The 19,360-nt window shown below is 67.1% G+C and carries 12 protein-coding genes; 9 read left to right on the top strand and 3 right to left on the bottom strand.

What is annotated here, in order from left to right; translation table 11 throughout:
- Positions 1-3 precede the first annotated feature (3 nt).
- From ACUY1T_RS06435 to putA, 7 genes are all read left to right on the top strand, one after another.
- Entirely contained in the window at positions 4-3,180 is a 3,177-nt protein-coding gene (locus ACUY1T_RS06435) for an efflux RND transporter permease subunit (protein WP_446021131.1), read from the top strand.
- A complete protein-coding gene (locus ACUY1T_RS06430; RefSeq protein WP_446021129.1) occupies positions 3,173-4,666 on the top strand; it encodes an efflux transporter outer membrane subunit in 1,494 nt (497 codons plus the stop codon). Before ACUY1T_RS06435 ends, ACUY1T_RS06430 begins: the two co-directional genes overlap by 8 nt.
- 246 nt (positions 4,667-4,912) lie before the next feature.
- The gene (gene dbpA / locus ACUY1T_RS06425) at positions 4,913-6,313 is read left to right on the top strand and encodes an ATP-dependent RNA helicase DbpA (protein WP_446021128.1); all 1,401 of its coding nucleotides are present in this window, start codon (positions 4,913-4,915) and stop codon (positions 6,311-6,313) included.
- Positions 6,314-6,336: 23 nt separating this feature from the next.
- Positions 6,337-7,239 (top strand): PA4780 family RIO1-like protein kinase, encoded by a 903-nt coding sequence (locus tag ACUY1T_RS06420; RefSeq protein WP_446021126.1) that lies wholly within the window; start codon positions 6,337-6,339, stop codon positions 7,237-7,239.
- Between the two features lie 123 nt (positions 7,240-7,362).
- Positions 7,363-7,959: a gamma subclass chorismate mutase AroQ gene (gene aroQ, locus ACUY1T_RS06415; protein WP_446021124.1), complete on the top strand. Its 597-nt coding sequence runs from the start codon at positions 7,363-7,365 to the stop codon at positions 7,957-7,959.
- Positions 7,960-7,995: 36 nt separating this feature from the next.
- Complete coding sequence (locus ACUY1T_RS06410; protein WP_446021123.1) at positions 7,996-9,294, top strand: NAD(P)/FAD-dependent oxidoreductase; 1,299 nt, start codon at positions 7,996-7,998, stop codon at positions 9,292-9,294.
- Positions 9,295-9,439: 145 nt separating this feature from the next.
- Complete coding sequence (gene putA / locus ACUY1T_RS06405; protein WP_446021122.1) at positions 9,440-13,105, top strand: bifunctional proline dehydrogenase/L-glutamate gamma-semialdehyde dehydrogenase PutA; 3,666 nt, start codon at positions 9,440-9,442, stop codon at positions 13,103-13,105.
- Positions 13,106-13,206: 101 nt separating this feature from the next.
- Here putA and ACUY1T_RS06400 read toward each other — a convergent pair whose 3' ends face one another.
- On the bottom strand, positions 13,207-13,956 hold the full coding sequence (locus ACUY1T_RS06400) for an NAD(P)H-dependent oxidoreductase (protein WP_446021120.1): 750 nt from the start codon (positions 13,954-13,956) through the stop codon (positions 13,207-13,209).
- Between the two features lie 127 nt (positions 13,957-14,083).
- Between ACUY1T_RS06400 and ACUY1T_RS06395 the strand changes: the two genes are divergently transcribed.
- A complete protein-coding gene (locus ACUY1T_RS06395; protein WP_446021118.1) occupies positions 14,084-15,124 on the top strand; it encodes a zinc-dependent alcohol dehydrogenase family protein in 1,041 nt (346 codons plus the stop codon).
- Positions 15,125-15,163: 39 nt separating this feature from the next.
- The gene (locus ACUY1T_RS06390) at positions 15,164-16,057 is read left to right on the top strand and encodes a LysR family transcriptional regulator (protein WP_446021116.1); all 894 of its coding nucleotides are present in this window, start codon (positions 15,164-15,166) and stop codon (positions 16,055-16,057) included.
- Here the strand turns inward: ACUY1T_RS06390 and ACUY1T_RS06385 are convergent.
- Both ACUY1T_RS06385 and ACUY1T_RS06380 read right to left on the bottom strand, forming a co-directional pair.
- Complete coding sequence (locus tag ACUY1T_RS06385) at positions 16,029-18,467, bottom strand: membrane-bound PQQ-dependent dehydrogenase, glucose/quinate/shikimate family (RefSeq protein ID WP_446021114.1); 2,439 nt, start codon at positions 18,465-18,467, stop codon at positions 16,029-16,031. The two genes, ACUY1T_RS06390 and ACUY1T_RS06385, sit on opposite strands and share 29 nt — an antisense overlap.
- Before the next feature lie 68 nt (positions 18,468-18,535).
- Complete coding sequence (locus tag ACUY1T_RS06380) at positions 18,536-19,354, bottom strand: AraC family transcriptional regulator (RefSeq protein WP_446021113.1); 819 nt, start codon at positions 19,352-19,354, stop codon at positions 18,536-18,538.
- Positions 19,355-19,360: the final 6 nt, after the last annotated feature.

Raw genomic sequence — 19,360 nt, 5'->3', positions numbered from 1 at the left:
GTCATGGATTTCGCCAAGTTCTTCGTCGACCGGCCGATCTTCGCCGCGGTGCTGTCGATCCTGATATTCATCGCCGGGGCGATCACCATCCCGCTGCTGCCGGTCAGCGAATACCCCGACGTGGTGCCGCCGACCGTGCAGGTGCGGGCGGTCTATCCCGGCGCCAACCCCAGGGAGATCGCCGAGACGGTGGCCACGCCGCTGGAAGAGGCGATCACCGGGGTCGAGAACCTGATGTACATGAAGTCGGTGGCCGGTTCCGACGGGGTGCTGGCGATGACGCTGACCTTCCGTCCCGGCACCGACCCGGACGAGGCCCAGGTGCAGGTACAGAACCGGGTCAGCCAGGCGCTGGCACGGCTGCCCGAAGCGGTGCGCCGCCAGGGCGTGACCACCGACAAGCAGTCGCCCGACCTGACCATGGTGCCGCAGCTGATCTCGCCCGATGGCCGCTACGACAGCACTTACCTGCGCAACTACGCGGCGCTGCACGTGCGCGACGAGCTGGCGCGCTTGCCTGGGGTGGGCCAGGCGATGCTGTTCGGCGCCGGTGACTACGCCATGCGGGTGTGGATCGACCCCGACCGTGCCGCCGCCCGCGGGCTCACCGCCGGCGACATCATCGCCGCGATCCGTGAGCAGAACGTGCAGGTCTCGGCCGGCCAGCTCGGTGCGCCGCCGACACCGTCGTCGTCGGATTTCCTCGTCTCGATCAATGCCCAGGGGCGCCTGACCACCGAAGAGGAATTCGGCGACATCGTGGTCAGGGCCGGCAGCGACGGCCAGATCACCTACCTTTCGGACGTGGCACGCATCGAACTCGGCGCCGCCGAGTATTCGCTGCGCGCACTGCTCGACAATCAACAGGCGGTGGCCATCGGCATCTTCCAGGCGCCCGGCTCCAACGCCATCGCCCTGTCCGATGCGGTACGCGAGAAAATGGACGAGCTGGCCGAGCGTTTTCCCGAGGGGGTGGAGCACACCATCGTCTACGACCCCACGGTGTTCGTGCGCGACTCGATCAAGTCGGTGATCAAGACCCTGCTCGAGGCGGTGCTGCTGGTGGTGCTGGTGGTGACGCTGTTCCTGCAGACCTGGCGCGCCTCGGTGATCCCGCTGCTGGCGGTGCCGGTGTCGATCGTCGGCACCTTCGCCGTGCTCTACCTGCTCGGTTTCTCGATCAACACCCTGACCCTGTTCGGCCTGGTGCTGGCAATCGGCATCGTGGTCGACGACGCCATCGTGGTGGTGGAGAACGTCGAGCGCAACATCGAGGAGGGGCTGGCCCCGCTGGCGGCGGCCCACCAGGCCATGCGCGAGGTGAGCGGGCCGATCATCGCCATCTCGGTGGTGCTGTGCGCGGTATTCGTGCCGATGGCCTTCCTCGAAGGTGTGACCGGACAGTTCTACCGCCAGTTCGCGGTGACCATTGCCATCTCCACGGTGATCTCGGCGATCAACTCGCTGACGCTGTCGCCGGCGCTCGCCGCGCTGCTGCTCAAGCCACACGATGCGCCCAAGGATCGCCTGTCGCGGCTGATCGACTTCCTGTTCGGCTGGCTGTTCCGCCCGTTCAACCGCTTCTTCAATGCCAGCTCCAAGGGCTACCAGGGCGGTGTGGCGCGCAGCCTGCGCCGGCGTGGCGCGGTGTTCGCGGTCTATGCGCTGCTGCTGGCGGGCACCGGGGTGATGTTCCAGATGGTACCGGGCGGGTTCATCCCCACCCAGGACAAGATGTACCTGATCGGTGGGGCCAAGCTGCCGGAAGGTGCCTCGCTCGACCGCACCGAAGCGGTGATTCGGCGCATGACCGAGCTGGCGCTGGAGACCGAAGGCGTGAGCTCGGCGGTGGCCTTCCCCGGGCTCAACCCGCTGCAGTTCACGAATACGCCTAACACCGGCACGGTGTTCTTCGGTCTCGACCCGTTCGAGTCGCGCTCACGCAGCGCCGACGAGATCGTCGCCGAACTCAACGGCAAGCTCGGTGCCATGCAGGAGGCGTTCAGCTTCGCCTTCACCCCGCCGGCCATCCTCGGCATCGGCTCGGGGTCGGGCTTCTCGCTGTTCATCCAGGATCGCGCCGGGCTGGGCTACGGTGAACTGCAGCAGGCCGTCGACGGCTTCAGCGGCGCGCTGATGCAGGCGCCCGGCATGGGCTACCCGATCACCTCCTACCAGTCCAACGTGCCACAGCTCGACCTGCACGTCGATCGGGTCAAGGCCAAGACCCAGGGCGTGGCGCTGACCGACCTGTTCGAGACCCTGCAGGTCTACCTCGGCTCGGTCTACGTCAACGACTTCAACCGTTTCGGCCGCACTTGGCAGGTGATGGCCCAGGCCGACGGCGACTACCGCATGGAGGTGGAGAACATCGAGCGACTGCGCACCCGCAACGCCTACGGCGAGATGGTGCCGATCGGCAGCATGATCCGCATCGACCAGACCTTCGGTCCCGACCCGGTGATCCGCTACAACGGCTACCCGGCCGCCGACCTGATGGGCGAGGCCGACCCGCGGGTGCTGTCGTCGAGCCAGGCGATCGAGGTGGTCGAGCAGCTCGCTCCGGCGGTACTGCCGGCCGGGATGTCCTTCGAGTGGACCGACCTGAGCTACCAGCAGGTCAACCAGGGCGGGGCGGCGCTGGTGGTGTTCCCGCTCGCCATCCTGCTGGTGTTCCTGGCGCTGGCCGCGCTCTACGAGAGCTGGACGCTGCCGCTGGCGGTGATCCTGATCGTGCCGATGTGCATGCTCTCGGCATTGATCGGCGTGAAGCTCACCGGTGGCGACAACAACATCTTCGTCCAGGTGGGGCTGGTGGTGCTGATCGGCCTGGCGTGCAAGAACGCCATCCTGATCGTCGAGTTCGCCCGCGAGCTCGAGATACAGGGGCGCGGCATCGTCGAGGCGGCCCTGGAAGCCTGCCGCCTGCGCCTGCGCCCGATCATCATGACCTCGATCACCTTCACCGCGGCGGTGGTGCCGCTGATGCTGGCCGGCGGTGCCGGCGCCGAGGTACGCCAGGCGCTGGGCACGGCGGTGTTCACCGGCATGCTCGGCGTGACCCTGTTCGGCCTGTTCCTGACCCCGGTGTTCTACGTCGCCCTGCGTAAGCTGGTCACCCGCGGGCAGCCCGAGCAGGCCGAACCCGCGCAGCCCATGGAGGGCTCCTATCATGCATAAACTGGCCATGTATAAACTGGGCTTGCATAAACGTGGCATGCGTAATCTGACGCTGTTGCCGTTGACGCTGGCGCTGGCCGCCTGTGCGGTGGGACCCGACTACCGTGCGCCGGCCTTGCCGGAGCCCGCCGCCCTGGTGCGCGCCGAGCCGGAACTCGTCACCGCGGAGGCCGTCGAGCGTGACTTCTGGCGCAGTTTCGACGATGCGTTGCTGACCGAGCTGGTCGAGGAAGCCTTCGACGCTAACCACGACCTGCGCATCGCCCTGGCCCGCCACGACCGCAGCCTGGCACTGCTGCGCCAGTCGCGCCGCGACCTGGCGCCCAGCGTCACTGCCGAGGCCGGCGCCGCCCACCAGCGCGCCAGCGCCGACCAGATGCCGCAGGCGACGCGCTCGCAGCGGGATTACGAAAGTTATGACGCCGGCATCGCCGCGCTGTGGGAGCTCGATTTCTTCGGCCGCGTACGGCGAGCCGTGGAAGCCCAGCAGGCCGAAGCGGAGGCTTCGGCGGCGGATGTGCGTGCCATGCAGGTGGTCGTGGTCGGCGAGCTGGTCGACCAGTACGTGCGCCTGCGCGGCCTGCAGGAGCAGCTGCGCGTGGCCCGGGCCAACGCCGACAACCAGCGTGAGTCGCTGGCGCTGGTCGACGCCCGGCTCGAGGCGGGGCGCGGCACCGAGTTCGACAGCGTGCGCGCCCGGGCGCAGCTGGAAAGCACACTCTCGCGCATCCCGGCGCTCGAAGGCGAGATCGCCGCCGTCACCTATCGCCTGGCAGTGCTGACCGGTCGCGAGCCCGGCGCGTTGATCGCTCGGCTGGAAGCACCGGCGCCGCTACCGGCGCTGCATGAGCGGGTGGCGGTGGGGCTGCCTGGCGAACTGCTGCGCCGCCGTCCGGACATCGCCGCGGCGGAGCGGCGCCTGCACGCCGCCACCGCCAGCATCGGCGTGGCCACCGCCGATCTCTACCCGCGCTTCACCCTCAGTGGGTTGCTCGGCACCCAGGCCGCCAGTACCGGCGACCTGTTCGGCCGCGACAGCGAAACGCGGCTGGTGGCGCTGGGCGTCGACTGGTCGTTCCTCGACAGCGGCCGGGTGCGCGCGCGCATGGCCGCCGCCGATGCCGACGCCGAAGCCAACCTGGCGCGCTACGAGCAGACCGTGCTGCAGGCGCTGGAGGAGGCCGAGACGGCACTCGCCCGCTATGCCCAGTCGCTGCGCGAGCGCGAGCATCTGGAGGCGGCTGCCGAAGCCAGTGCCGAGGCGGCTCGCCAGGCACGAGTACGCTTCGAGGTCGGCGTGGTCGACTTCCTCGAGGTGATCGATGCCGAGCGTTCGCGGCTGGAGGCCGAGGATGGCCTGGCCCAGAGCAACGTGCGTGCCGCCACCGCCCTGGTGGGGCTCTACCGCGCGCTGGCCGGTGGTTGGGAGGAGCGTATGGAAGCGCCGCGGCAGGCGATGGTCGAGCCCGCCTTGTCATCCTCCTGACCAGGCCTGGCGAGACCACTCGACTCACACCATGACGGACCGGCACGGTGCCATGCGCTGTGCCGGCTCAACCTGCCGCTGCGCCCCAGTGAGCACTTGCTGACCCGCAACTGCCGATAGTGAGACATCGCCTCACTTTTTCTGCTATTCTGCCCGCCTTCCTTTACCCTCGGCTCGTGCCTTCCGGCACTCCCGCTTCGCTTGCTTGCCGCCTCGGCACCGCTCAATTTCTCGCAGGTCTTTTCCGTGTCCGATTCTCCCAACGACGGGGCCTTTGCCTCGCTGCCGCTGGCGCCAGAGTTGCTGGCCAATCTCGATTCGCTCGGCTACCAGGCCATGACGCCTATCCAGGCCCGGAGCCTGCCGCCGATGCTCTCGGGACAGGACGTGATCGCTCAGGCGAAGACCGGCTCGGGCAAGACCGCAGCCTTCGGCCTGGGGCTGCTGTCACGTCTCGTCGTGACGCGCTTCCAGGTCCAGTCGCTGGTGCTCTGCCCGACCCGAGAGCTGGCCGACCAGGTGGCCGGCGAGATCCGGCGGCTGGCGCGCAGCCTGCCCAACGTCAAGGTCCTGACCCTGTGCGGTGGTGCCCCCATGGGCCCGCAGCTCTCCTCGCTGGCGCATGGCGCGCATGTGGTGGTGGGTACTCCCGGCAGGGTGGAGGATCACCTGCGCAAGGGCTCGCTCGATCTCGCTTCGCTGGAGACCCTGGTGCTGGACGAGGCCGACCGCATGCTCGACATGGGCTTCCAGGCCACCATGGAGGCGATCGTCGCCGAGACGCCGGTCGAACGTCAGACCCTGCTGTTCAGCGCGACCTACAGTGACGAGATCCGGCGCATCGCCGAGAAACTGATGCGTGATCCGGCCGAGGTGGCGGTAGCCGAAACCCATGACGAGAGCACCATACGCCAGCGCGTCTACCGGGTGGCGGACGAATCGGAGCGCTTCTCGGCCCTGCGTGGGCTACTGCTGCTGCATCGGCCGCGCGCAAGCGTGGTGTTCTGCAACACCCGGCGCGAAACCCAGGAGATTGCCGATGCCCTCTGTGAAGCGGGCTTCAGTGCCCTGGCGCTGCATGGCGACCTGGAGCAGCGTGACCGCGACCGCATCCTGATCCTGTTCGCCAACCACAGCGCTTCCATCCTGGTGGCGACCGACGTGGCGGCACGCGGACTGGATATCCAAGCACTGGATGCGGTATTCAACTATCAGATCGCTCGTGAACTCGAGGTGCATGTGCATCGTGTCGGGCGCACCGGCCGTGCCGGCAGCTCCGGCATCGCCTGCACCCTCGTCACCGAGCGCGAAGCCTATCGGCTGGAGCGGCTGGCCGAATTTCTCGGCGAGCCGCTCGAGGAGGCGCCGCTGCCGCCACGCAACGTGCTGGCGCGGGAGCCCTTCCTGCCCGACATGGCGACGCTGCAGCTCGACGGCGGCAAGAAGCAGAAGGTGCGCCCCGGCGATATCCTCGGCGCACTGACCGGCGATGGTGGCATCGACGGTGCCCAGGTGGGCAAGATCAAGGTGCTGGAGCGCAGCGCCTACGTGGCCGTGCAGCGCGAGGTCGCCAAGGCGGCGCTTGCCCAGCTCGGCACGGGGAAACTCAAGGGGCGCTCGTTCCGCGCCCGGCGTGTCAGCCGCTAAGCTGCTGAGAGAGAAGGGGGAGCATGAAAGTACCCAAGCGATTGCAGCCACTGGTCGATGACGGCCTGATCGAGGCGGTCGAGAGTCAGCTGATGAGCGGCAAGGAGGCCCAGGTCTACGTGGTTCGCTCCCACGGGGAGCGTCGCTGCGCCAAGGTCTTCAAGGAGGCGAAACAGCGCAGCTTCAAGCAGGCGGTGCAGTACCAGGAGGGCCGCCGCGAACGCAACAGCCGCCGCTCGCGGGCCATGGCCAAGAAGACTCGCTACGGCCAGAAGGAGCAGGAGCAGGCCTGGCTCAACGCCGAGGTCGATGCCCTCTACCGGCTGGCGGCGGCGGATGTCCGGGTGCCACAGCCCTACGGATTCATCGACGGTGTGCTGCTGATGGAGATGATCAGCGATGCCGAGGGCCTGACCGCTCCGCGCCTGGACGACGTGACCCTGAGCCCCGAGCAGGCCCGTGAGTACTACGCCAAGGTCATTCGCGACGTGGTAAAAATGCTGTGCGCCGGCCTGATCCACGGCGATCTTTCCGAGTTCAACGTATTGCTGGCCGCCGACGGCCCGGTGATCATCGACCTGCCCCAGGCAGTGGACGCCGCCGGTAACAACAGTGCCGAGATGATGTTCGAGCGCGACGTGGACAACATGCGCCGCTATTTCGGTCGCTTCGCCCCCGAGCTGCTCGGCACCGACTATGCCAAGGAAATCTGGGCGCTCTATGAGGCCGGTGAGCTGCACCCGGAAAGCCAACTGACGGGCTGCTTCGAGCATGACACCAGCGCCGTGGACGTAGGCGAGCTGATGACCGTGATCGATGACGTACGTGAGGAGGAAGCCTACCGCCAGGGGGCCCGTAACCGCGGCGATGAACCCGGCGTGGAAGAAGCTGCCGAGGAGTGGCGGGAATCCCAGCAGGAGCGTTGAGCCCAATCGGGGCGGCCCAGGAAAGGCGGCTGGGCCAAGTTGGGTTTTTCCTGCCACACTCTAGCTCGGATTTCCCGACAATCGTCTTCAGCAGCCATCTTCAACAACCAGGTGAGGATCGTCATGTCGTTGCGTAAGGTGCCCCTCCTTCATCCCGCACGCTTTCTCGTCATTGCCTTGGCTCTGCTACTGCTGGCAGGTTGCCAGATGCAGCCGCCGGAGCCGCCCGACGAGGACAAGGCGGCCATCGACCGCATGCTGGTGATGATCGACGAACGCCTCGACGTGGCGCCGCTGGTGGCCCAGGCCAAGTGGAACAGCGGCGCGCCCATCGAGGCGCCGGAGCGTGAGGCGCAGATTCTCGATCAGGTGACGGAGGATGCCGAAGCGGCCGGCGTCGACGAGGACTTCGCCCGGCGTTTCTTCGACAAGCAGTTCGAAGCCAGCAAGCAGGTCCAGCGGCGCCTGCACCATCAATGGCTGCAAGAGGGACGCTCGACCTTTGCCGATCCGCCCGATCTCGCCGAGGAGGTGCGCCCGGTGCTCGACCGCCTGACCCCGCAACTGATCGAATCGTTGGCCGCCATCGAGCGCATCGCCGAGGTCGAAGGTTCGGGTCGCTACCTCGAGCGGCGCGCGGCAGAACTGATTCAAGACGACTTCGACGGCGAACCGCGCGACGTGGCCATTCAGCCGTTGGTGGAGCGCCTGGCGCGTTAGCGCACGGGGCGTCGTGCCGGCCATGGAGGAGCGTGAATGAACCAGGCTGACACTGGCACCCGTGCCGCTGTGGTAGGCGCCGGCGTAGTGGGCGTGACCGCCGCGTTGGCCCTCCAGCAGCGCGGCCTGTCGGTGACGGTGCTGGATCCCCAGGGGCCGGGGGAGGGAGCCTCCTCCGGCAATGCCGGCTTCCTGGCCACTGAGCTGATCGACCCGTTGTCGACCCCCACGATGCTGCGTAAGGCGCCGCGTCTTTGGCTGGATCCCCACGGCGCCGTGGCGTTGCCATTGCGCTACCTGCCGAAGTTGCTGCCCTGGCTGGCGCGCTTCATTGCCGCGGCACGTCCCGCCCAGGTGACCCAGGGCCGCCAGGCGTTGGCGGCCCTCAACGGGGCGGCCGTGGCCGCCTGGCGGCGCTGTCTGGCCGATATCGGCGCCGAGGAGGAACTGGTGGCCTCGGGCTACCTGCTGGTCTGGGAGTCCGACCGGGGACGCGTCGAGGCGAGGCGCCAGATGGAGCACCTGCAGCGCTGGGGGTACGAGGTGGAGTGGCTCGAGGCGGAGCAGCTCCGCACGCGCGAGCCAGGGCTGTCGCGACGACTGAGCCATGGCCTCTTTTTCCCCAACGCCCATCAGGTGCGCGACCCGCTCGTTCTGGTGCGTCGACTGGCGCAGGCATTCGAGGCCCGGGGAGGCGAGATACGCCGCGCCCGGGTCGAGCGCCTGGTGCCCGCGTCCAACGGTGTGACGCTGAAAACGCCCGAAGGGAACCTGACCTTTGACCAAGTGGTGGTGGCGGCCGGCGCCTGGAGTCATCACCTTGCCAAAAGTCTGGATCTCGAGGTGCCGCTGGAAACCGAGCGTGGCTACCACCTGACCCTGCCCGGGCGAGGGCAGGCGCTGCGCCAGCCGGTCGGTTCCGCCGAGCGCCGCTGCGTGATGACGCCGATGAGTTGCGGCCTGCGGGTAGTCGGCTTCACCGAGCTCGGGGGGCTCTCGCTGGCACCGGTCAAGCGCCGTTATGCGTCGTTATGCCGCCATACCGGCCGGCTATTGGCGGATGCAACGGGGCTCGATGCCCCAACGGAGTGGATGGGCTTCCGCCCGACGCTGCCCGATTCGCTGCCGGTCATCGACACCCATCCCGACTATCCGACGATTCACTTTGCCTTCGGTCACCAGCATCTGGGGCTGACCCAGGCGGCGATCACGGCGGAACTCGTGACGGCGCTGGTGATGGGTGAGAGACCAGCGCTGGACCTCGAGCCTTATCGGGTGACGCGCTTCCGGCGGTCCGATGGCCAGGAGCAAGGTGAACGTCGCCACGTCTCCTAGACTGATATTTCAGCGTCGTTGAAACGAGGTTGAATCGAATGTCGGTGCCGACTAGGCCATTCGGCGTTAGATAGCCTTTCGACAAGTACGACTGCATCCGAACCGGCGAGCCGATGCCGGGCGCCGGGTGACAAGAGGATCGACCATGAGTGAAGTTACCCTGCGCCACCATGGCGCCGTGAGCGAGGCGCGGGCACGCGTCCGCGCCAACTATGCGGCCGACGAAGCAGAAGTGCTGCATGGGCTTGCCGAGCGCATCAGGCTGTCGGAGGACGACCGCCGCAAGGTGGCCGCCGTCGGCGCCAACTATGTGGAACGTGTGCGCAAGGAGACGTCGCCCACGATGATGGAGGCGTTCCTGGCCGAATACGGGCTCTCGACTGCCGAGGGCGTGGGGCTCATGTGCCTGGCCGAGGCGCTGCTGCGCGTGCCCGACGCGGAGACCATCGACGACCTCATCCACGACAAGATCGAGCCGTCCGACTGGGGCGCGCACCTGGGCAAGTCCTCGTCGTCGCTGGTCAACGCCTCGACCTGGGCCTTGATGCTGACCGGCAAGGTGCTGGAGGACGACCCCAAGGGCCCGGTGCGGGCGCTGCGTGGCCTGGTGCGTCGCATGGGCGAGCCGGTGGTGCGCACCGCGGTCGGCCAGTCGATGAAGATCCTCGGACGCCAGTTCGTACTTGGCCAGACCATCGAGGAGGGCATGAAGAATGCCCGCGAACTCGAGAAGCAGGGCTACACCTACTCCTACGACATGCTGGGCGAGGCGGCGCGTACCGACGCCGATGCCGTGCGCTATCACCAGGCCTACGCCAGGGCAATTGCCGCCATTGCCGAGCAGGCCAAGGGCGACGTGCGTTCGAGCCCTGGCATCTCGGTCAAACTCTCGGCGCTGCACCCGCGCTATGAATACACCCACCGCGACACGGTGATGAATGAACTCGTGCCGCGCGCGCTGGAACTGGCCCGTCAGGCGGCCAAGGCCAATATCGGTTTCAACATCGATGCCGAGGAACAGGACCGGCTGGAGCTGTCGCTCGACGTGATCGAGGCGCTGTTGTCCGACCCCAGCCTCGCCGGCTGGGACGGCTTCGGGGTCGTGGTGCAGGCCTACGGGCGCCGCGCCGCGCCGGTGATCGAGACGCTCTACGACCTCGCCGAGCGGCTCGACCGCAAGATCATGGTGCGGCTGGTGAAGGGCGCCTACTGGGACACCGAGATCAAGCTGGCCCAGGAGATGGGCGTCGCGACCTTCCCGGTCTTCACCCGCAAGGTCAATACCGATGTCAGCTACATGGCCTGCGCCCAGCTGCTGCTCGACCGTCGCGACCGCATCTACCCGCAGTTCGCTACCCACAACGCCCATACCTGCGCCGCCGTCGTCGCCATGGCGGGCGACGACAAGGAGAGCTTCGAGTTCCAGCGCCTGCACGGCATGGGCGAGTCGCTGCACCACATCGTCAAGCAGACCGAGGGCACACGCTGCCGTATCTACGCACCGGTCGGCGCACACCGCGACCTGCTGGCCTACCTGGTGCGCCGCCTGCTGGAGAACGGGGCGAACTCCTCGTTCGTCAACCAGGTGGTGGACAGCTCGATTCCCTCGAGCGAGGTCGCGCGCGACCCGGTCACCGAGATGCAGCGACTGGGCGACGCCATCGCCAGCCCGTCGATCGTCCCGCCCGGCGAGCTCTTCGCACCCGAGCGCAAGAACTCCCGCGGTTTCCGCATCAACGAGCCAGCCTCGATCCTGCCGTTGTTGGCGGCGCGCGAGGCGTTCGCCGACAAGACCTGGACCGCCGGCCCCATGCTCGCCGGAAGCCCGCCGCCGCAGGGGCCGGCCCGCGATGCCGTGTCCCCGGCCGATGGCACGCGCGTGGTCGGCAAGGTGCATGAGGCGACCCCGGCCGAAGTGGCTGCCGCGCTCGATGCTGCCGAGGATGGCTTCCGTGACTGGTCGGTACGGCCGGTGGCCGAACGTGCCGAGGTGCTGCGCCGAACTGCCGATCTCTATGAGGAACACATCGCCGAACTGACCGTGATCACCACGCGGGAAGCCGGCAAGATGATCCTCGATGGTATTGCCGAGGTGCGCGAGGCGGTGGATTTCCTGCGCTACTATGCCTGCGAGATAGAGCGGCTGGAGATGGAGGAGCCCGGCGACGCCCGCGGCATCTTCGTCTGCATCAGCCCGTGGAACTTCCCGCTCGCCATCTTCACCGGCCAGATCGCCGCGGCGCTGGCGGCCGGCAACGCGGTCATTGCCAAGCCCGCCGAGCAGACGCCACTGATTGCCGCGCGTGCCGTGGAACTGATGCGCGAAGCCGGCCTGCCGGAGGCGGCGCTGCAATTGCTGCCCGGCGATGGGCCGACGGTGGGCGGGCCGCTGACCAGCGATCCGCGGATCGCCGGTGTCTGCTTCACCGGCTCGACCGAGGTGGCGCAGATCATCCACAAGGCCCTGGCGCAGAACGCGGGCCCGGATGCGGTGCTGATCGCCGAGACCGGCGGGCTGAACGCCATGATCGTGGACTCGACGGCACTGACCGAGCAGGCGGTGCGCGACATCCTGATCTCGTCCTTCCAGTCGGCCGGCCAGCGCTGTTCCGCGCTCAGGATGCTGTATGTCCAGGAGGAGGCGCGCGACCGGCTGCTGACGATGCTCGATGGCGCCATGGACGCGCTCGTCATCGGCGACCCGTGGAACACCGACACCGACGTCTCACCGGTGATCGACGCCGAGGCGCAGGACAGCATCGGCGCCTACGTGACGGCACAGGAAGAGGCCGGCAAGGTACTGAAGAAGCTGCCCGCGCCGAATAGCGGTACCTTCGTCAGCCCGGCGGTGGTCGAGGTCGGCGGCATCGAGGACCTCGAGCGTGAAATCTTCGGCCCGGTCCTGCACATGGCCACCTTCAAGGCGCGCGACATCGACAGGGTGGTCGACGCGATCAACGACAGGGGCTACGGGCTGACCTTCGGCCTGCACACCCGCATCGACGACCGCGTGCAGCAGATCGTCGAACGCATCCATGTCGGCAATATCTACGTCAACCGCAACCAGATCGGTGCCATCGTCGGCTCCCAGCCCTTCGGCGGCGAGGGCCTTTCGGGCACCGGGCCCAAGGCCGGCGGTCCCCTCTACGTCAATCGTTTCCGCCGCACCGCTGCCGCGGAGCGCCACGAAACGCCCCAGGGCGACGCCGTGGCGCTCGGCGAGCTCCAGTCGGCCATCGATGGCCTGGATGCACGCAACTGGGCGGCGCGACCCGATCGGGTCGAGGTGTTGCGCAAGGCGCTTTCCGGCAAGCGTGGCGTGATCCGCAAGGCGCTCGCCGAGACCGCGGCCCTGGACATGACGCCGCATACGCTGCCGGGACCGACGGGAGAGAGCAACCGGTTGTCGTTCTATCCGAAGGGCCCGGTGCTCTGCCTGGGGCCGACGCTCGAGATCGCCATCGCCCAGGCGGCGCAGGCGCTTGGTGCGGGCTGCCCGGCGGTGATCGTCGCACCTGGCGCGGCGCAGGCCGTGCGGCCGCTGATCGATGCCGGGGCACCCGTCGCCGCATTCGACGGCAGCGTGGCAGCCGAGACGCTGACCGCGGTCAGGGGCATCGCGGCGGTGGCCGCTGCCGGTGCCAGCGACTGGACCCGCGACCTGCGCCTCGCCCTCGCCCAGCGCGACGGCCCCATCGTCTCGCTCGAGACCCAGACCATCTCGCCGGAGCGCTACGTGCTGGAACGTCACCTCTGCATCGATACTACCGCCGCTGGGGGCAATGCCAGCCTGCTGGCGACGGCCGAGTAGGCTCGCCGGTGTTGCCGGGCGGCAAGGAGAATTGCCGCCCGGCAGCGTTACCGCCATTACGGTAGCACTCGTGACGGCCTGGTAACGTCTCGCTTAGGCACTCAAAGCCGCCAGGTCTCGGGATGCCCCGCCTTGAGCACGCCCTGCTCATCCCAGTCGTCCCAGCCGGCAAAAGGGATCGGCGCCTCATTGTCGAGACCTTCGAGTCGCTGCGCCCAGGCCGCCTTCTCGGCTTCCAGGCGCTGGCGAAACGTCGCCTCGTCCTGGTAGCTCAGCCCACCGCCCTGCACGCCGTAGGAGACCTGGGGCGGCAGCACGCTGACACCGAGGTAGTAGAGCGAGTAGTGGATCGGCCACAGCAGCGCCACGATATGGCCGCTGCGGCCATGCCGGGTGAAGGTCGGCGCCGGGGCGCCGGTGGTCACCGAGAGCATCACCCGCTTGTCGGGGAAACGGCCGCGGTCGTAGCGCATGCGGCCCGAATAGAGCCCACCGTAGACGAATACCCTATCGAACCAGCCCTTGAGCATGGCCGGCTGGGCGTGCCACCACAGCGGGAACTGCAGGATCACCAGGTCGGCGCGCTCCAGGCGTTCGATCTCACGCTTCACGTCGGCGGGCAGGGTGCCGCCTTCAAAAGCGCTGCGCTGCTCGGTGAGGGGGAAGAATGTCTCGGGCTCGGCCCGTTCGACGTAGTGGCCAGGCCGCTCCAGCGGATCGAAGCCTTCGGCGTAGAGATCCGAGACCTCGACACGGTAGCCTTGCCGCTGCAGAGTCTCGACGGCGACGTCCTTCAGGGCGCCATTGAACGAGCGCGGTTCGGGGTGGCAGAACACGATCAGGGCATGCATGAGGGGTCTCCGGCTGGAAAACATATGCTGCATGCCCTCAGGCTATGCTGTACGCTGACGAACCGAAATTCCACAAACATAACAAACGACTTTGCATGAATGAACAGCTTGCCAGAGAGGATCCTGCATGAAAGCCGTGGTGTATGAGGCCTTTTCCGTTCCGCCGAAAATCCAGCAGGTTCCCGACCCGACGCCGGAAGCGCATGGCGTCGTCGTCAAGGTGATGGCGACCGGTGTTTGCCGCAGCGATTGGCATGGCTGGGTCGGTCATGATCCCGACATTGAGCTTCCCCATGTGCCTGGACACGAGCTGGCGGGCATCGTCGAGGCGGTCGGCAAGGACGTGCGGAAATGGCGCGTGGGCGATCGCGTCACGGTCCCGTTCGTCGGTGGCTGCGGTACCTGCCCCGAGTGCTACTCGGGAAACCAGCAGGTCTGCGACAGCCAATTCCAACCCGGCTTCACCCATTGGGGCTCCTTCGCCCAGTACGTGGCGATCCACCAGGCGGACACCAACCTGGTGGCATTGCCGGAGACGCTGGATTTCGCCACGGCGGCCAGCCTGGGATGCCGTTTCGTGACGTCGTTTCGCGCCGTGGTTGACCAGGGCAAGGCATCCGCGGGGCAGTGGGTGGCGGTCCACGGCTGCGGTGGCGTTGGCCTCTCCGCGATCATGATTGCCAATGCCGTGGGCGCCAATGTCGTGGCCATCGATATTTCCCAGGAAAAGCTCCAGTTGGCCCGCGAGCTGGGCGCTATTGCCACCGTAAACGCGGCCGAGGTGGCGAATGTCCCCGAGGCTGTCATCGAAGTGACGCGCGGCGGTGCCCACGTGTCGCTGGATGCGCTGGGGCACCCTAGCACCTGTTTCAACTCGATCAGCAATTTGCGCAAGCGCGGCAAGCACGTACAGGTCGGGCTCATGCTGGCCGAGAACAGTACGCCTGCAATCCCGATGAGCAAGGTCATTGCCCATGAACTCGAGATACTGGGCAGCCACGGCATGCAGGCCTACCGCTATGGCGCCATGCTCGACATGATCCAGACGGGGAAGCTGACGCCCGAGAAACTGATCGGCAAGACGATCGATCTGGAGCAATCGATCGAGGCGCTGATGGGCATGGATAGGTTCCAGGGCGTGGGCGTGACCGTGGTGACCGAATTCTGAGAGGCGAAGAGTGCCACGTCATGCTGATGGGGGCGGATCGTGAATGAGCAATCGCTGCACTGGGACGACCTGCGCGTAGTGCAGGCCATTGCCGAGACGGGCTCGCTGTCCGGCGCCGGGCGACGGTTGGGAACCAGTCATGCCACGGTATTTCGGCGCCTGAATGCCATCGAAACCCGCCTTGGCGTGGCGCTGTTCGAGCGCTCGCGCACGGGTTATGCACCGACGCCGGCGGGGGATGACCTGGCGGCAACCGCCTCCCGTGTAGCGGCCGAGGTGCATGGCGCCGAGCGGCGCGTGGTGGGGCGGGACCTGAAGCTCTCCGGCAGCATCCGCGTGACCACCACCGATACGCTGCTGATGGGGCTGCTGTCGCCGATCTTCGCCGATTTCCAGCGCACCCATCCCGAGATCACTCTCGAGGTGGCGGTCTCCAACCAGCTGTTCAACCTCTCCCAGCGCGACGCCGACGTGGCGGTGCGGCCTTCTCAAGCGCCACCCGAGCATTTGGTGGGGCGTCGGGTCGGCTGCATCGCTCAGGCGGCCTATGCCCGCGCCGATAGCGCCGCCGATGCCTGGGTCGGGCCGGACCGTCACCTGGGCTATGCGGCCCTCGATGCGTGGATGACCGAGAACGGTGCAAACGAGCGCTGCCGCTATCGTGTCGATACCATGCTCGGCATGCTGGCCGCCGCTCGCGACGGGCTGGGACGCGCCGTGCTGCCTTGTTATCTCGCCGACGCCGAACCGGCGCTCACGCGAATCGGCGAACCGATCCCCGCACTCGCCACCGAGCTGTGGCTGCTGACCCACCCCGACCTGCGCAGGGTGACGCGCATTCGCGCCTTCATGGCCTATGTCGCAGAGGCCGTGAAGGCATCCGAATACCGGCTGGCGGGCCAGCTCACTCCTCAGGCAGGGCGTAGGCCATGACGCTGTCGCCCAGGCTGGTCTCGGCCTGAAAAGCCCCCCCGGCGGCAATCACCACATACTGGCGACCCTGGTGCATGTAAGTCATCGGTGTCGCCTGGCCCCCTGCGGGCAGGCGCGCCTCCCACAACATGTCACCGCTGGCATTGTTGAAGGCGCGGATATAGTCATCCATGGTGGCGCCGATGAAGGTCACACCGCTGGCTGTCGTGACCGGACCGCCGCTGGTGGGAGCGCCCACGGTCATCTTCAATCGCGCGGGAATGCCCCATGGGCCCTGATCGAAGCTGGTGCCGATCGGGCGCGACCAGACGAGTTCACCGCTGTCGAGGTCGGTGGCGCTGAGAAACCCCCAGGGCGGCGCGGCACAAGGCATGTCCAGTGGCGAGAGCCATGCACCGCGCTCGGCCGCCACCGGCGCGCCGAGCATGGGTTGCGCTTCCTGATCGATGTAGCTGGCATCGTCTTCACCGATCGGCGCGATGTTCTCCATTTCGTCGGCTTCCTCGCGGGGATAGAGCACCACGCGTGATGGCATACGATTGTTGTTGACGATCATCAGGCCGTTCTCGAGATCGAAGGCGGCGCTGCCCCAGTTGATACCTCCGAGAATACCCGGGAACTGCAGCATGCCGTCGGGGTGCTCGAGGGTCGGCGGGGTGAACATTCCCTCGTAGCGCATGCGTTCGAACTGGATGCGGCAGTAGAGATGGTCGAGCGGCGTGGTACCCCAGGTATGGGCCCCGCTGAAGTATTCGACCTCTTGGCCGGGTATCGATCCGAAGCTGGGCATGCCCGGTGAGAAGCGCTGCACTTCAGCCGTCCAGTCACCCTCAATGGTGCCCTGCGGTACCGGCCGCTCCTCAATGGGCAGCAGCGGTTCGCCGGTTTCCCGATCGAAGACGAACACCTGCCCGTACTTGGTTGCCTGAACCACGGCGGGACGAGGGCCTTCGGCGGTGGGAAAGTCGATCAGCGCGGGCTGGGCACCCAAGTCGTAGTCCCACAGGTCGTGCAACACCGTGGTGAACTTCCAGCGCACTTCACCGCTATCGACTTCCACTGCCACCAGCGTAGCGGTGAATTCGTCTTCCTCGGGGCTGCGATCACCGCCGTACTGGTCATTGGTGGGGTTGCCGGTGGGCAGATAGACCAGTCCCAGTTCCTCGTCGGCCGAGATCGCCGTCCACACGTTGGGCGTGCCGCGGGGGTAGACCTCGCCTTCTGGCGGCTGCCGGTCCGGGGTGGTCCATACCGAGTCCCAGGTCCATTGCCATTCGCCGGTGATGGCATCGTAGGCGCGCACGGCGCCGGAAGGCGCGTCACGACGCTGGTTGTCGGTAACCTGATGACCGACCACTACGATGCCGTTCACTACGGTCGGCCCCGAGGTGTTGGAGACCAGCCCCAGCGCCTGCGGATCCATACGGTCGTTGAGGTCTACGGTGCCGTTATCGCCGAAATCGCTGCACGGTGAGCCGTCATCGGCGTCCAGCGCCATCAGCCGGCCGTCCAGCGTGCCCAGCAGCAGCCGGCGTGGGCACTCATCAACCGGCTCTGGCGCTTCGAAATAGGCCACCGAACGGCAGGCAGTCGAGAACACGTGCTCTTGCGCTTCCACTGCCACATCCGGGTCGAAGTGCCACTGCTGCTCACCCGTGCCGGGGTCGAGGGCAAACACCTGGTTGCTTTGGGTGCAGACGTAGAGGCTGTTGCCGATCTTCAACGGCGTATTCTGGAAGGCGTAGGGGGCGGCATCGTTGGGCGGCTCGTCGCCGGTGTTGAACTCCCAGGCCACCTCCAACTGATCGGCGTTGTGCGGTGTGATCTGGTCGGCCGGCGAGAAGCGCTGGGCCAAGTTGGTGCCGCCGTAGGCAACCCAGTCGGTGTCGTCTGGGGCACTCTGCTGACGGATCTCCTCGGCGGCTACTGTCGTGGGAGCATCGGGGCCGGAGTCGAAAACGAGCCACAGCACGGACCCAATGTAGCCGGCGATGATCAGCACGCCGAGCAACGGGCCGGCATAGGGCAGGGTGGGCTGGTAATAGCCGCGGCGGTACAACACGGGCAGCAGCAACAGGGCGACAGCCAGCAGGCCGGCCATCAGCCCGGTACGTGCCAGCAGGTCGACATGCCAGGCCGGCATCCACCCCTTGATGGCAATTTCCCACAGCGACCAGACAAAGGTGGCCGCCACGGTTAGCGCATAGAGCCACACCCCGCCAGGCAAGCCAAGCATGAGCATGATGGCAGCAATCAGTGTGGCTATGCCGGCCAGGAGAAAATAGATCGTACCGCCGAGGTAGAGCAGGTAAGCCCCACCCAGCGACATTGCCAGGCCGAGCAGTAGCAGAACGACGGCGAGAACGGTGACGGCCCAGCCGGCCGCTCCTCGTGAGGAATGCGCATCCATGGCAATACCTGTGGTCAGGGGCGAGAAGGTCGGGTCCGCTTGATAGCAGAACTCTTACCAACCCTAGGTCACCAGGCAGAGGAGGCCAAGGGCTTGTTGAAATAGCGCCCGGGGCTGACCCCCAGGCTGCGGCGAAAGGCGGCGATGAAGGCGCTCGGCGACTCGTAACCGACCTCCTGGGATACGACCGTGACAGAGCGACCTGCGGCCAGCATGGGCAAGGCGGCTAGCAGGCGGGCCTGCTGTCGCCAGGCGGCGAAGCCCATCCCCGTCTGTGCCTGGAAGCGCCGTGCCAGGGTGCGTGGTGAGGCGCCGACGGCCTGGCCCCAGGCAGCCAGGTCGTCCCGGTTTGCCGGGTCGTCGCGCAGGGCGGTACAGATCCGCCGCAGCGCGGGATCGTCTGGCTCGGGGAGGTGCAGCGGCATCGTGCGCTCTTCGTGCAGCTCATCCAGCAGCACCGCGACCAAACGCGCTCCGGCACCGTAGGCGGTGGCCTCGGCCGGCAGTTCCATCAAGCGCAGTATCAGCTCGCGCAGCAACGGCGAGACGTTCACCACGCGCGGCTCGGTCGGTAGCCTCGGCAGCCGTTCGTCGAGATAGAGCGTACGTAGCTTCACGGCCCGGTGCATCAGCAGGGCGTGCTCCAGGCGAGCCGGTATCCATACCGCTAGCTGGGGCGGCACTACCCACCATCCCGCCGGGGTGGATACCGTCATCACGCCGCGAGTGGCGAAGACGAGTTGAGTGCGAATGTGACGATGGCGGCCGGTGTCCCAGCCGGCAGGGTAGTCGCAGGCGTAAGGTTGCACGGGGCCCGGAGCGCTCTCGATGCGCCGTTGCAGCACTTCGCGTGGCAGGGGCCGGGTGTGAGCCAGAGTGTGGGGCATGTTGTC

It is taken from the genome of Billgrantia sp. Q4P2 (assembly GCF_052806135.1).
This window is presented reverse-complemented; position numbering and strand designations above follow the sequence as displayed.